This is a genomic window from Bacteroides sp. MSK.20.12 (assembly GCF_019052435.1).
Taxonomy (GTDB): Bacteria; Bacteroidota; Bacteroidia; order Bacteroidales; family Bacteroidaceae; genus Bacteroides; species Bacteroides xylanisolvens.
Map to the genome: position 1 here is coordinate 1 of NZ_JAHQVH010000003.1, position 15,564 is coordinate 15,564.

Annotated in this window: 11 protein-coding genes; 2 read left to right on the top strand and 9 right to left on the bottom strand. The window is 43.1% G+C overall.

All coding sequences use genetic code 11. The features are described 5' to 3' along the window. Positions 1-117: 117 nt before the first annotated feature. From KTR06_RS02190 to KTR06_RS02200, 3 genes are all read right to left on the bottom strand, one after another. Entirely contained in the window at positions 118-1,446 is a 1,329-nt protein-coding gene (locus KTR06_RS02190) for an ATP-binding protein (protein ID WP_087317393.1), read from the bottom strand. A gap of 405 nt (positions 1,447-1,851) precedes the next feature. Further along, positions 1,852-2,769, bottom strand: coding sequence for an alkaline phosphatase (locus KTR06_RS02195; RefSeq protein ID WP_087317391.1), 918 nt, complete (start codon positions 2,767-2,769; stop codon positions 1,852-1,854). 214 nt (positions 2,770-2,983) lie between these two features. After that, positions 2,984-4,237 carry a DUF2264 domain-containing protein gene (locus tag KTR06_RS02200; RefSeq protein ID WP_120067787.1) on the bottom strand — a complete coding sequence of 418 codons (1,254 nt, stop codon included), beginning with the start codon at positions 4,235-4,237 and terminating at the stop codon, positions 2,984-2,986. 221 nt (positions 4,238-4,458) lie between these two features. Here KTR06_RS02200 and KTR06_RS02205 point away from each other — a divergent pair, with 221 nt between their 5' ends. Further along, positions 4,459-6,027, top strand: a complete 1,569-nt coding sequence (locus tag KTR06_RS02205) for a DUF4832 domain-containing protein (RefSeq protein ID WP_217289914.1) — start codon at positions 4,459-4,461, stop codon at positions 6,025-6,027. 63 nt (positions 6,028-6,090) lie between these two features. Here the strand turns inward: KTR06_RS02205 and KTR06_RS02210 are convergent, their stop codons facing one another. Continuing rightward, positions 6,091-7,080 (bottom strand): calcium/sodium antiporter, encoded by a 990-nt coding sequence (locus tag KTR06_RS02210; protein WP_008023354.1) that lies wholly within the window; start codon positions 7,078-7,080, stop codon positions 6,091-6,093. Positions 7,081-7,207: 127 nt separating this feature from the next. Between KTR06_RS02210 and KTR06_RS02215 the strand changes: the two genes are divergently transcribed. Next, positions 7,208-9,058, top strand: coding sequence for a mechanosensitive ion channel family protein (locus KTR06_RS02215; protein ID WP_120067792.1), 1,851 nt, complete (start codon positions 7,208-7,210; stop codon positions 9,056-9,058). A gap of 137 nt (positions 9,059-9,195) precedes the next feature. On the opposite strand, the gene KTR06_RS02220 is transcribed toward KTR06_RS02215, so the two are convergent. The 5 genes from KTR06_RS02220 to KTR06_RS02240 form a co-directional block, all read right to left on the bottom strand. Next, positions 9,196-9,681: a hypothetical protein gene (locus tag KTR06_RS02220; protein ID WP_055234439.1), complete on the bottom strand. Its 486-nt coding sequence runs from the start codon at positions 9,679-9,681 to the stop codon at positions 9,196-9,198. Between the two features lie 20 nt (positions 9,682-9,701). Beyond that, positions 9,702-10,355, bottom strand: coding sequence for a hypothetical protein (locus tag KTR06_RS02225; protein WP_004296614.1), 654 nt, complete (start codon positions 10,353-10,355; stop codon positions 9,702-9,704). 47 nt (positions 10,356-10,402) lie between these two features. After that, on the bottom strand, positions 10,403-11,593 hold the full coding sequence (locus tag KTR06_RS02230) for a class I SAM-dependent methyltransferase (protein WP_217289915.1): 1,191 nt from the start codon (positions 11,591-11,593) through the stop codon (positions 10,403-10,405). Positions 11,594-11,662: 69 nt separating this feature from the next. Next, positions 11,663-12,442, bottom strand: coding sequence for a M15 family metallopeptidase (locus tag KTR06_RS02235; protein ID WP_217289916.1), 780 nt, complete (start codon positions 12,440-12,442; stop codon positions 11,663-11,665). 211 nt (positions 12,443-12,653) lie between these two features. Beyond that, positions 12,654-15,557 carry a DUF6493 family protein gene (locus KTR06_RS02240; protein ID WP_217289917.1) on the bottom strand — a complete coding sequence of 968 codons (2,904 nt, stop codon included), beginning with the start codon at positions 15,555-15,557 and terminating at the stop codon, positions 12,654-12,656. Positions 15,558-15,564: the final 7 nt, after the last annotated feature.

A 15,564-nucleotide genomic window follows, 5' to 3' on the forward strand; every position in this document is an offset into this window, starting at 1 on the left:
TTTTATATAATGACTATATTTCAGCAATAATCTTTCAGTATATTGAAAGATTATTGCTGAAATATACCTTGAATGAAACCATTCTTTTAATTTTTATAACCTGCGAAAAAATATTTACTACATATCATCCATACTTAAGCAACGACTGTCTATCTCATATTTAGAGAGGATTTTAGTACGGATTGTTTCTACTTTCTCTCTAAATTCTGTTGGCTTAAAGTTTTTGCGCTGTCGTTTCACTTCGGCTACTAATGCATGCTTGTCATCTGCATAAATCCCTACAATATCAATTTCACAAGGGATCTTTTCCTTTTTTGTCTGCCACCAAGAACCGATATTCCGGAATTCTTTACTTTCAGCCATCTTTTGGCGGAAATACATTTCAAGCGTTAACCCTGAATAGGTTGGGTAATCATCCTTTATTATTTTTCCTAACAGTTCAAGGTTTCCTGTTTCAATGAGATCGTTATACTTTGTGAAATAACGAAACCAAAAGCGTAAAAACAAATCAGATATCTCAAAGCGGACAGTTTGCGTTCCGTCTTTTGCAAAAATAGGTCGTTTCTTTGTTATCAATTCATAATCCTCTTCCAACCGCTTTAAATGTCCGGTAACCGTTGTTTCCCCGGTCGTGTCGTTGAGTTTTGGAATCGTATTGTCGCCATTTGCTATTGCTGATAAAATAGCAAAGTAATTTCCGTATTTTTTCCCAAACTCCTGAATCAATAGCGTCTTTCCTTCGTTTTGGAACATGGAATCTGGGAGCATCATAAAATCAATCATTTCATCAACACTCATACAGCCATTATCGATGAAATTCTCTATATATTTCGGAACTCCACCTGTAAACGTGTACAAAGCTAGTAAGTCTTCATTTGTGTAGTTAGGTTTATGATCCGATAATATTTCTTTCAGAATAGTGGTTTCAAACGGTCGTAATTTCATTACGCTATCACAACGCCCGTAAAGGGGCTCTTTATAATCCATGAAAATACGATGCATAAGGGTGTAGACAGAACCACTGGCAATTAAATTCACGTGGGTAGTATCCTTATATCTATCCCAAATATCTTGCATTTGACTGTATACTGTTTCATTGATGTAAAAGAACTCTTGAAATTCGTCTATAATTAAGTTATAGGACATATTTCGTCCTATACCCATTAGTGTTTCAAAGAGATTTGAAAATGATGAGATATCCGGTGAAATAAAGCTATTAAGCTCTCTGCTCGCAACTTGTGCAAACTGGTTGCAAAGCATTGTTTCATTTCCCCGACTTACAAAGAGATAGACCGTAGGTGTATTTTCGCAAGACTTTAAAATCAAACTTGTTTTACCGATGCGCCTACGACCTGTAAGGACAGTCATTTGAGAATGATTATTAAAAGCTACTTCTCTAGTTTTATTTAATCTCTGCAATTCTTTCTCTCGATTATAAAATTTCATAGCTCTTTCTTTTTAAATTCCACCACGGTAATAATAACGGCCGTTATTTTTTGGCTATGTGCAAATATAGACATTCCGATTTATATTTCATAATGTAATAGCCTAAAAAAGAATCCTAAAATGAAAGTAGCAAATTAACGTGAGTCCGATATAGAAATTGATTCCATTGGACCTGCCTAAACTTCATCAGCAAAAAAAGACGTTGGAGGATTTATTTTTCTTGCTGTTGATGGGACAGAAATTGGGCATCATAATCGGATTCCACTATGGATGTTTGGACTTCTTTACTAGTGAATATTGGATATTTTATATAATGACTATATTTCAGCAATAATCTTTCAGTATATTGAAAGATTATTGCTGTATTTGTTTCAGTAAATAAGATGAGTATGGAGAAAAGAGTGATTATTTGAAAACAATCTTCATCGGTCTGCCTATCCAGACTTGTGGTTGTTCGAGATTGAAAATAGATGCTATGGTAGAAGCTACATCATATTGCATCATGCTTATGTCATCAAAACGAAGTCCTTTTTTAATATTCTTGCCGGAAATGATGAAAGCTGTTTCCATTTCTCGCATTGTCTTGCCGCCGTGTCCTTTGTCAATGCCGCCGTGGTCGGAAGTTAATATAAAAATAGTATCATCAAGGATTCCTGCGTCTTTTACAGCCTGGACAATTTGACCGACATATATATCCAACTCTTTGAGTTTTTCATAATAGGCGGGAGTATCATGTCCTTCAGTATGTCCGGTATGGTCGGGGCCGTCGTAGCAGATGGCAACAAGGGCCGGATGTTTCTCTTTTATATAGGCTGATGCCATATTGCCTAATTCTTTGGGAGTTTTGTTGCAATCGGCAACATGATAATGATAGTTCAGAGAAAGGGTGTCCACTAAATATTTGATACCTTCCCATTCGTAGAGGCAACCGATTTCTGCTTCCGGGCGGGCGTCGCGCAGCAATTGGAATACAGTCGGGAAGATTCCGTTCTTGTTCAATACACGCGACGGAAGTTCAGGTGTTTTGGATCCCCACTCGGTATATCCGTGAAGTTCCGGTCCGGCTCCCATAAACATGGATGCCCAGTTGATGGCGCTGGAAGAAGGAAGTGCCGAACGTTTCTTTAATGTATAAGAACCGTCTTCCATTAATTTTTTGACATTAGGCATATCTGCTTTGGGTAGGCTATATGCGCCCCAGCCATCTAAACCGATGAAAACAACGTGTTTGGCCTTGTCTTTTCCTTTGGCATTACAAGAATATGTGAAGCTGAAGAGTAATGCGAATGTAGCGAGTAATGTTAAAAGGTTTTGTCTATTCATGATACTTTTATTTAAATGGTTAATGTTTTATTCGTTGTTTAATAAGACGTCATCATTGATGATAAGCAAAGGTAGGCTATTGTGAAAAGGAGACAAATATAATATTAGCATATACCAATACTTTTATACAAATTGCTTTTTATTTGTTTTTTCAGTGTGAATGGATAATAGTTTCCAGTATAACTGGAAACTATTATATGATGCTGATTATCACTTATTTCTCGTGATAAGAATGATCTCTTGGAAAATCATCTCCATCCCATGCTTTTTTCGAAGTCCAAGGCTGTGCGGCATCTGTCCAGAACGGATCATCTGCGGGAAGACCTAACGGCAGGAAGGCAAGTGACGCCATATATAAGCTGCCGTTATTGGTGTAATAATCGGAGATGCCGGGTTGTGAACCGTTGAAGCCCAGTGTTAGAAAACCTTTTTCATTGAAGTTGCGGTCGTTGCCAAACATACGCTCGATAACAGCAGTCATGCCGGCACGTATTTGTCCGTTTGTTAATTCTTTGGGAAGCCATTTTCGCCAGGCGAGTAAGGCTAAAGTTTGCAGGGAACCGGTGCGGTAAGTGATGGAACGTCCGACAACGGGTAGTGTGCCTTCCGGAGAAATAAGCCGTTCGAGAATCATGCCGAATCGTTGTGCCCGTGTGATTGCTTTCTGATAATCGCAGCCGGGCATATTCCATATATTTTTGTGTTTGCCGGCTTCGGTGATTATTTCCAGTGATTCTATATACATAGGATGTATCACGAAACTATTGTAATAATCGAATGCGAAGTTGGGACCATCCGAATACCAGCCGTCACCTACGTACCATTCTTCTATCTTCCGTAAGGAAGAACTGATACGGTAGGTGTCGCTGGGTGCGCCTGCTTTTCGAAGAAACGATTCGACAGTTGCACTGAACAATAACCAGTTGCTATATGACGGATCAACTCGTCTGAGTTGAGTGAATTCATTGATGTAACGTTGTTTAGTGAGGCTATCCAACGGTGTCCATAAAGCATCATAGCCTCGTAGAAAACTTTCGGCGATATAGGCTGCGTCTACCAGTGTCTGACCCTCTTGGCGCCATAACAGATAGTCCGGGCTTTTCGGGTCTACGGCATTGACGTAGCTTTTCAGTGCCCATTCGCGGAGCTGTTTACGGTGGGTTCCCTCTGTGGTGTTATCATCCGGCAGTGACAACCAGGGAGCCAGTCCCGCCATCAGTCGTCCGAAACATTCCATATAAGTGACATCTTTGTTGCGGCCGTCCCATGTCGGGCTTAATTCGACAAGCATATTTTGTTTTAGTGCTCCTTCGCTCATATTACTTAATACGGGAGCAGCCATCCGGTACATCACTTCGCACCATATTTCTCTGTCACACTTTTCTGTTTTCTTTTTTGCGGTGGCCTTTTCTGCCGGAATCAACAGAATGGTAACTATTAGTAAGAAGAACCAATTTAATCTATTCATGTATTATTTACTGTTTAAGGATTATTTTAATGGTCAGTTGGCTGTTACTGGCTGCTGTGACAAAGGTAGGGTTATTCAACTTGCGAGACAAATACAATCTTAGCATTAACTAATACTTTTGCTTTTTTTATCCCAAACTGATACTTTTCTGTGCGAAATGGGTTGTGATCTGTGTTCGTGTTTTGATTTGTTATATATTTGCCTGCAAACAAAATATTACTATGAAGAAGTATTGGATGTATAGCAGTGTGATAGCTGCTTTATTGGCCCTGCTGGTAAGTGGCTGTGGTGATTCTCAACGGACTCTTGAGTTTCGCGGAATTTGTGTGGATGATCTGCATGGTGAAAATGGACTCTATAATCCCGGAAGAGGATTCCGGTTGGAGACGGCGGTAGATGTGTTGCACGAGAAAGATCGTCCGACAACGGAATTGTTGGAACTGTCGGAAAAGTATGTAGCAGACAGTGTGTCACTCGTTCAAAGCTATTTCTATCTTACCTATTTAATAGGTGAAAAACTATCGGAAGAAAACTTCCAAACTATGCAAACCTATTTTGATGAACTACAGAAGTTGGGTAAGAAAGCGGTGTTGCGTTTTGCTTATGAGCGGGACTTTATGGGGAGAGCCGCCGTCGGTCCTACCGGAGAGCAGATTTTGGAACATTTGGACCAGTTGAAACCTTTCCTGGAGAAAAATAAAGACCTGATTTTGGTAGTGCAAGCCGGAATGATCGGTGCATGGGGAGAATGGCATAGTTCTATTCAGGGTTTGGAGAACTCGGAAGAAACAAAAGCAGCCGTGTTGGAAAAATTGCTTTCGGTGGTTCCCGTAGAGAGAAATGTACAAGTGAGATTACCGGAATTTAAGAACCTGTTGAAAGATAAACCGGAACTGTATAAAAGACTCTCGTTCCACGATGACTTTATTGTCATACGGCCTGACAGGTGGGATGCTGATATGCACGAAGGAACTGTCAAATTCGACCAGATTGTAAGAGAGTCTCCTTATTTGGTGGTAGACGGTGAACTTCCCTGGGGATTTTGGAGTGTAGGTGCCGATCCGGACAGCCCTTCGGCAGGATGGATTATCGATGGTATGCAAACGGCGAGACGCCTGTTTCTCCAGCATTATACTTCATTGAGTATTATCCATAATTATAAAGAGCAGCATCCTAATAACAGGTTTGATGAGAACAATCCTCCCGAATACTCCATGATTGTGTGGAAGAAAACAATGATAACGGAAGATTCACTTCGTCAGCATCATATGCCTGTATCCGACAGTTATTTTCAGAAGCAGGACGGAACGAAGGTACAACGTAATATGTTCGATTATATACGCGACCATCTTGGCTATCGGATTGAATTGCAGTCACTTCAACTGCCGGAAAAATTACAGTCTGGTAAGGAAAACCAACTGAAATTAGGCTTGGTAAACAGAGGTTTTGCCACTGTCTTTGGGGAGCATCCTGTCTACTTTGTGTTGATTGACGACAAAGGGAAAGTCTCCGAATTCCTGACGGAAGCCAACCCGTTGGATTGGCAACCGTTCCAACCGGGAGACACGGCATATACGCCATTGGTACATTCTGTAAATCAGTCTCTTCAATTACAAGGCTCAATGCCTGCCGGAGAATACAGACTGGGTCTGTGGATACCCGACGGTTCGGAACGGTTGAAATATAATCCTCGTTACGCCCTTCGCTGTGCGAATGGCAATACCACCTGGTGGGTATCTGAAGACGGGAAATATGGTGTTAACGTATTGACAACTGTTGAGGTGAAATAACGATTAGTTTTAATTTACCAGTATGAATGAAAGGAGAGTTTTGACACAGCCTCTTTATTATTCTCAAGTGTTATAAATCAATATCACCGTGTACGCCACATAACAAAGTATCATAATCCCTCCTTCAATTCTCGTGATAGTTCTTTTGGCAAAGAACAGCCCGAATAACCAGAGCAGAATACCGGAACCTACCAACGTAAACAGGTCGAAGTTGGTAATTCCGCTAAGACGGAGAGGAGTGATGCTGGCGCTACATCCCAGTACAAAGAATATATTGAAGAGGTTACTACCGATCACATTTCCAATGGCAATTTCCGGATTCTTCTTTAATGCGGCAACGATAGACGTAGCCAGTTCAGGAAGGGAAGTACCTCCTGCGACCAGTGTCAGTCCGATAATCGATTCGCTGACACCCAGGTTGCGGGCGATGCCTGTGGCGCCGTCAACAAACAACTGACCTCCAAAAATGAGGGCAGCCAAACCTCCGATGATATAAAGAATGGATTTCCACCAGGGGAGTGATTTGATTTCTGTCTCCTCTTCTATGGTCGGAGCTTCTATCTGTCCCGCCTGTTCTGTTGTGCTCGGCTTGGAGGCGATGGCAAAGGTGTAACCCATGAAGATAACAAAAAAACAAAGCAATAATAAGCCGTCTACTCTGTTCAGGATATTCTCCGGAGCTTTATCCAGGAATACATCATTGGCACAAATCAGCAAGACAATAGAAGAAAGTATGCAGAGTGGTATCTCTTTTCTAAGTGTATTGCGGGTGATGACAATCGGGGCGAATAAGGCCGTGCAGCCCACAATCATCAACGTATTGAAAATGTTGCTTCCCACTACGTTGCCTATGGCAATATCCGCGCTTCCTTTGAGAGCGGAAGATACACTGACTGTCAGTTCCGGGGCAGAAGTGCCGAATGCAACAATGGTAAGTCCGATCACGATGGGAGGGATGTGAAAGCGCTTGGCTACCGAGGCGGCACCGTCTGTTAATCCGTTAGCTCCTAGAAGAATGAGGATTAATCCCCCGATAAGTAATAATATATTCATATTTTTTTCTCTTTTAGTGGCAAAGATAATCAATTTGGAAATGGTAATGTCAAAAACAATCCGTATGTTTGCTCTGTTTTTAATGAAATGTTAGATTAACCTTAATTATAATCAAGGAATATAAGGTATGGAAATAAATAAAATAAAACGGTCGTTACTGGTGTTGTTCTTTTCTTTCCTGGCAATCGGGGCGCAAGCACAGTTGGAACAGGCGGTTAAGAAGATATTTGCCGGAGATACAATAGCGGGCAGACATGTTCCTTTGAAACGGGATTCGGATTCTATCCATCTGGTGAATATGCGGAAATCATTGGAGGAAGCCCGGCTCAACGAGGCGAATATGCGGATGGAAATGGAGCAGATGAAGCTCCAGATGGCTACCGCCGACTCCGTAAAATATGCACAGCAGCGTCAGCGTATCGACTCCCTGCGGCAGTTCACTAAGGGCATGCCGGTAGTGGCGGACGGTGATACCTTATTTTACCTTTTCACCAAACGTGGTGGATATACTCCCCAGCAACGTGCACAGATGACCGGTGCAGCGATCGAAGAAATAGGAAGACGTTTTAATTTGAAACCTGATTCTGTTGCTATTGACCATTCGGACATTGTTTCCGATTTGATGTACGGCAGCAAAGTACTGCTTTCTCTTACCGATCAGGACGCTTTGTGGGAAGGAGTCTCCCGTGATTCGCTGGCTAAGGAAAGACAACAGAACGTTGTCGCCAAACTGCATGAGATGAAAGCGGAGCACGGACTTTGGCGAATGGCAAAGCGTGTGCTCTATTTTGTGTTGGTAATTGTAGGACAGTATTTTCTGTTCCGCTTGACCAACTGGTTGTTCCGTAAACTGAAAGCGCGTATTTTGCGTCTGAAAGACACGAAGATAAAACCGGTATCTATCCAGGGATATGAATTGCTGGATGCGCAGAAACAGGCAAACCTGTTAGTATTCCTGTCCAGTATCGGGCGGTATATACTGATGGGATTGCAACTACTGTTTACCGTACCATTGATTTTTATCATCTTCCCGCAGACAGAAGGGTTGGCATATCAACTGTTAGGATATATATGGAATCCGATTCGCGCTATCTTTGTGGGTATCATTGACTATATTCCTAAGTTGTTTACCATTATCGTTATTTGGTATGCTGTGAGGTATCTGGTGCGTCTCGTTTTGTATCTGGCACGTGAAGTGGAAGCAGGACGACTCAAAATCAACGGCTTCTACCCGGACTGGGCGATGCCGACTTTCCATATCGCCCGTTTCCTGCTTTATGCATTTATGATTGCGATGATTTATCCTTATCTCCCGGGCTCCGATTCCGGTGTGTTCCAAGGTATTTCGGTATTTGTCGGATTGATCGTTTCGCTCGGATCAAGTACGGTTATCGGTAATATTATTGCCGGACTGGTGATTACTTATATGCGTCCGTTCAAGATGGGCGACCGGATCAAATTGAATGATACCACAGGTGATATCATCGAAAAAACTCCTCTTGTCACCCGTATCCGGACTCCTAAAAATGAGGTTGTGACTGTTCCCAATTCATTTATCATGTCATCTCATACGGTAAACTACAGTACTTCAGCCCGTGAATATGGATTGATTATTCACTCGGAAGTATCTATCGGCTATGATGTTCCCTGGCGGCAGGTTAATCAGATATTGATTGATGCTGCGTTGAACACTCCCGGTGTGGTGGACGATCCGCGTCCGTTTGTGTTGGAAACTTCGTTGAGCGACTGGTATCCGGTCTATCAAATTAATGCTTATATCAAACAGGCAGATAAGATGGCACAGATTTATTCGGATTTGCATCAGAATATTCAGGATAAATTTAATGAGGCCGGCATTGAAATCATGTCACCGCACTATATGGCAGTTCGGGATGGAAATGAATCGACCACTCCCAAGGAGTACCAGAAAAGCAATAATCCTTCTAATAAAGCCGGAGAAGAAAGTAAACCTGAATAGTTTTTTCAATTTATCCATCGTACCCATTCATTCGGCAATTAGTTTTTGTTCATAATATCCGTTACACCCAGAACCGTCTACTATAATGGAAGTTGTTTTTTGTCGAACATTTTTACACTATAGTGTTTGGGTTGCATTTATTGGGGATATTTGCTACTGTCGTGTTCTGTATAATGAATATCAAAACGTCCGTTAGTCAGCCGTTTGCCGTTACCGAATGTGACACTGATGATTTTCATTTCTGTGTCGAAACGGCTTATGAAAGCTGTTCCGTCTTCCAGCTCTTCTCTTCCGAACTCTATATCGGTAATCGTTGATTCTTTGCCTTCTTGGGGCGATAAAATAGTGAAAGATAGATTGATACCGGGTTTTACGGAAACATTAACGGAGAGTTTGTCTTCTTCTGTGTAATAGTAGAATGAATCATACGTCCATACATACGAGTGTCCCCAATTCAGGTATCGCCCTCCCACATAAACCCAGCCGTCCATTAGGCAACCGAATGTGTTGGCTCCTGTAGTGGTGGCAGAAGGCAAAACGGTGATGTCGATCGATTCGTTTTCCGTTTCTTTACAGCTCCAAAAGCTGATGATGGAAAAGAGAATGAGTATATATTTCTTCATAGTGCTTTTTTTAGTGGATGTTAGAAATAATAGGATAATCCCGTAGTGATGTTTAGTCGCGTGAGGTTGACATCATCATTTGAATTGAGTTTTACAGTAACCTTTTCTTCGTGATAGTAAGTCCTCATTCTAAGTAGTTCGCTATACATATATTGCACTCCTAAACTGACTCCCAAGTTGGGATTCAGCTTATAGGTAAGATTGGCATTAGTGAGGAGACCGATAGTGAAGGCTCTTACTTTTCGTGTGTTGCCGAATACCTCGCTGTTGTTCCGTAGAATGACTCCGCCGGGACCGGTTGTCACCCGGATTTGCCAATGTTTGGTATTGGCATTACACATTCCGATTTGCGTACCGATGAAATGAATCCATAAATGGTCTTTTCCTTCAAGATGGCTTCCTTTGGAAGAAAATCCGGTGTAGATTCCTCCGAAGATAAAGCGTTTGAGAGGACGGAAGTGGTATTGTCCATCCCAGCTTACGCCTTGTGCAAGTGTACGTTGGTAGCTGTGGGTACTTAGCGTTAGCGTGGGAGGGTTATGAAACATCACACCATAGCCGGCATGAAACGAGAACTCATGTCGCTCAAAATCTCTCTGTGAGAAAAGTCGAGTATGACAGGACAGCGTGAATACGATTAATAATAGAATCGCTTTTACGGGTGTTTGATTCATCGGGATTAGTTTAGATTGTGTTTCTTTTCGCAAAAATAGCAAATAGTTCAGACTTTCTCGCAGCGGATGATGACTTTTTGCCCATTATTTAATGTGCTGGCAAATAAGTAAGTATCTCCTCCTTCTGTCAGATGGAGCCGTTTGCGAAGTTCGGCCACTGTGGTGGGAAAGTTGCGGACAGTCACATTTGCTTTTTTCAGATCTGCCAGATTCTCCTTTACTTCTTTTTTATTGAAACTGCACTGGTTGACAATGCGGAAGATTCTTCCGGGGAAGTTTTCAATGAAAGAATCGGAGGTATAAAGATGACTGTTGGGATGCAGTTTCCGGACGGGGTAGGCTGCGGCAATGCTGCGGAAGGCACCGGCTTTCAGAAGAGATGCATTCGGCTCGTAAAGGTAATTTCCTAAAGAATCGGTATAAGTACATTGGCTACGCTGCTCCTGTTCGCGGGTGAATACGAGGTGTTGTTCTTCTTGAGTCCCTTTCGTGAGGAGGTTTACACAATGAATGGCGATTTCCGCCGGTGATGTTTGTCCGAGTAGAATGAGTAGTTCCTTACATTCGTTATTGACGGATAGGATATGAATTTCCTGCGTATGCTTCAGCTCTTTTAGTGCCAATGAAAGATCGAGCATGGGAGAGAGTTTTATCATTACCCGGTTGGCTTTGCTAAGCAGAAGAGCTTCGAGTTCGGCTACGTTCGGTTCACAGTCAGAGATGGCGACCGTTTTTCCGCCGTGTTCATTGCGGCGGGCAGGGTCGAGGAAGATACAATCTACGGGGGACATTGATTGCAGATAGGCGACTCCATCCTCATTTCTTACGTTTATATGGTTTAGATTCAGGATGGGAAAGTTGTGTGCCGCTATTTCACAAAGTTCTTCCTGGCGTTCTACATAAGTGGCAGTCTTGAATCCGGTGGCAAGAAAAGAACAGTCTATGCCGAAGCCTCCGGTGAGGTCGATCAGCGAATCTCCCTGAAAAAGACGGGCTTTGTAGCGGGCAGTGATTTCAGAAGAGCATTGCTCTAGCGACAGATGTTTCGGATACCATATCTCTTCTATTTCTCGCCATGAAGGAATCTTTTCGGCGGCAACCTGTCTTCCTGCAATTTGGGTGATGGCAGTCGGCATATTTATATCCGGATACTTTTTAGCTTGTAAAGCCAGTGCACGTACATCGTCCGATGAATGTTCGCGGATAAAAAGTTGAGTTTCGGGGGAGATTTGTATCATGGCGTTATTGTGTTATAGGATATTACAATGAATCGTTGAGCACCGGTTATGATCTTGCCGAGCACCGATTTATGGTATTAACTTATATTTCTGTCTGGCTACATCCCGGCTGCAAAAATTGAAATGCCACCACTCGCTGGGTAATGCACGGAACCCGGCTTCTTTCATTACTTTTCGCAGCAGTATCCGGTTCTGACGTTCTGTTTCACTCATTTTTCCGTTATGTACCAGTTCGTTTTCGTTTGTGATGTGGGCTTCCACACCTAAATGGTCTACTTGGGTTCCCATAGGTAAAGGCTGCCCTAAAGAGTCTTGAATACTGATGTCTACTGCCAGTCCGTAGTTGTGTAGTCCGCCTCCACGGTTTGGGTTAGAGACATATTTGTATTTGGACGTTCCTTTCACTACGTTCCACATCTTCTTTTGTACCGACATGGGGCGGGCTGCATCGTAAATGATAAGACTATAAGACGGGTGTAGCTCTTTCAAGGCTTTTTGTGCTTCTATAAGAGCGTATGCCGCATCCGGATGCAGATAGGCTTCCGTTAAGTTGTCGTAAAGCACTTCGCCAGTGAAATTATCAGCTTGCGTATACATCAACTTAACAACGAGGCTGCTATCCAGATCGGTTACGTTGACGAGTCCCAGTGAATCCATGTAGAGAGCCATTGCGCTTCGCTCTATCGGTGGCGGTGAGATGGTGGAACTTTCTTCGCCGGATTGCATATCGTCCGTCGTATATTCATATTCCGTCAGGGCGGGGTTCTCCTTTTCCTTTTGGCTGGAAAAGAAGGAGCATCCTGTCAGCAGCAAACAGAAGATAGCTAAACTATATTTTAGAATAATCATTCAACCTTTTGTATTTAGTGTGCCAAAGATACTTCTTTTTGGCTTTTGCTCCAATAAGCTACCTTTAAATCCTGATTGTTTAAGTGGTCAGGTCGTGCCACTATATTGGCACAGTTATGCCTCTACGTTGGCACAACTTTGCCACTTCGATGGCACAGCCGTGCCAATACGGTGGCACAAAGTAAGAGATTAAGTAGTTGCAACAATCTTCTTAATGTTGGATATTAGCCACTGCTTTCTTCAGATTAGCGACCCCTTTCCAAACATTCAACAGGTGCAAAACCTGTTCGTCTTTGGCTTTGCTGTGGTTGATTGATAACAGTTCCGCATAGATCTCCAACAACTTCTTTAAATCTTTGATCGGCTTTTCCGGAAGTCCGGCCAGCATTGCTACGATTAGATTCTCCAATTCCCGGTTGTGCAGGGGACTGACATTCATCATTTGTTGCTGTATCAGGTCGGTGAGTCTTTTCAGCGGTCCCCAGCCGGTATGTTGATGTGAACCTAAGATTTTACCTATGCGCTTACTGTCTATGCATCCTTTGCCGACACGGTCTATCCAAATTTCGGCGGCATAAGAACGGGAAGTCTTATCTGCTACTAACATACAACTGGCTTCCAGTATGTAAGACGCTTCATGCCAGGTGTGTCTTAACTGATGAAGTGCTTCGATGGTGGCTTTGGTGATGCCTATTTCCCTAACCTCATTTAACATCGGATCGTAAATGGCACTGCGGATACACCATACTAATAATGGTTCCGGCATATTGGGAGTTAACCATGCTAAACGTGACAAGTCATTTTGTATATCGTCGAAGCGCTCTATCAGCGGATACATTTCGACCACTAACGGATGCGAATCGTATGAATGGTAACTGATTCTCTCATTATATTCATCTTTATTGACGACATGAGAGTTTTTGCTTTCCGGAATATCGAAAGTAAGAGTTGCGGAGGTCCATTCTACTACTTTCTTGTTGTAATCGGTATATGAGTGAGTACGCAGATAAGTTCTCCACGTAAAGTTTCCAGTCAGGAACTCGCGTGGACCTTTATTGTATGAGAAATCTTTGAATTCGGAGTAGATTGTTTCCGGCGACTTGATTAGTCCTGCTGTCATCCACCAGGAAGGATGGGTGAAGGGTGCTTGGGGGAGTACATCTTCTGCTCCCAACAAGAAAGAAAGTAAGCGCTGGTATTCTTCCTTTAAGTCTTGGAGGATAATAGGAAGTTCTTGTGATGAATTATCCAATGCCACTCGTGAGAGTGCTATTTGCATATCCATATCGTCTGGCTCAGTGTTTGCTTGCTGATATTGTTTTAACCTTTCTACCAGGGTTGCCAGAGCGATAAACATAGGAGTATGGGTGGGAGTGGACAATAGGGGTAAAGGTTTCTCCTTATTCTCCAAAAGATCTAGTGTCCGGCATAATAGCTGCTTGTGAACAGGGAGTTTCTCTTTTTGGTTCGTTTTCTGACGGATGGTGAGTTTCTGCAGATTACGATAGTTCCATTTACCTTTCTGCAGTTCGTCTTTCTGTACCATTTTCTGATGCAAGTCACTTAGCTCTTTTGCTTCTTTAGGGAAGCGTTTAACCAGTAGTTTTGCATAATCAAGGAGGAAAGTTGCCATCAGTTGGTCTAATAGGCCGTTTCGTGAACTTCCTCCGTTCATCAGTAGTTTGTAAGCGCGTTGAAGGATGGGTGTCCATTGTGAGATTTGTTTTGTGTCCTGTTGATGGTCCCATTGCACTAAGGCACCGAGGAGCAGGTCGAAATGATAGATCTCGTTCCCATCCAGCACTTGGCTGGCAAGAAATATCAGGTCTTCGGGGGAAGCAATTTCCTGTATCCGGTTGTCCTCACGGATGATGGGGAGTATCGGTTCATACACGAAAGAGGCGGAATCGTTGTCGGGCTGCTCGGAGTGGGCGGGAGCTGCTTCATTATGGGCAGAAGTATGGCCAGACTCATTATTCTCCAGATAAGCCTTCAGCTCTTTTTTAGTGTTTGCCAACATCGTTTCCGTATATACGGAGAGTGCTTCTCTTAATGTGGCAGATTCTGTCTCTCCATACGTCAGGATCAGTTTGACTATCTTGCTTTGAGTAGATTCTTCCCGGCTCATTAATCCTTGTGCGGCAACACAACAAATGGCGTCACGAAATTCTTTTCTTTCTTTTGCCAGCTTGTTAAGTACGGCCAATGTGTTTTGGTGGACTGCCTTCACATCTGAAGCGAAAAGAACGGAAGTCTGACTTAGAAACTCTTCGATCCGGAATTGCGGATGATTGCATAAGCCCTTCAGCAGTCCGAGCATGATATTGACCGGGCGGCTGTGAGGGGCGGACAGGACGGCTAATATTTCCGGTTGTAACGCGAGTTGTTCTTCTATGCTGGGGGTAAGTGCGGTAAACATGCCTGCAAACCAGCCGCATAGGTTCTTGTTCATATTTCGGTTGACAGCGAGCAGAGATTCTCTTAATACACGCATACGGTCTAGTTTCCCGTTTTCGATAAGATATTTGTAAGGATAGTAGGGGTGTCCGCCATTTCGGTTATCCATCCAGTTCTGTCCGCAGTCGTACTCAAAGAGATACCAAATATGTTCTTTAAGTGTGATTTCGCGTTTTTGCAGTATAGCAGTGGTGTTGATGTAGCTTACCAGATAACCCGCAATGGTTTGTGGAGAAGGTGTCACGGTGAGTATTCCCTGCTCTATCCAATCCATCAGGACTTCGTAATCCATTCCGTAGAAACCGCCGAATTCTTTGCCTTCACCTTCTTTGAAGAAGCTGTCGAGCCAGGAGGGGACGTACCACGGGATCAATTCATTCAGTTGCTCGGTGTTGATTCCCCATTGGTGTTTACGGAATTCTTTCAGCGAATAGATAACGAGAGCGGTAAGATTGATGATACGATGCTGTGCGGAAGTCCCCCGTGTACCGTATGTGTTCTCGTTAAGTTGCACGAATTTACTGTAGTATTCTTCCAGTTTGTTCAGGCGGGGTACCAGGCTCTTTCGTTCTTCCTGTGTGAGTCCTTGCAGAAAGGGGATGATGGCATCACCCTGTTGCTTTTCTACTATTTCGTTGAGGCGTTCTTCTAGGGTCATAATCATG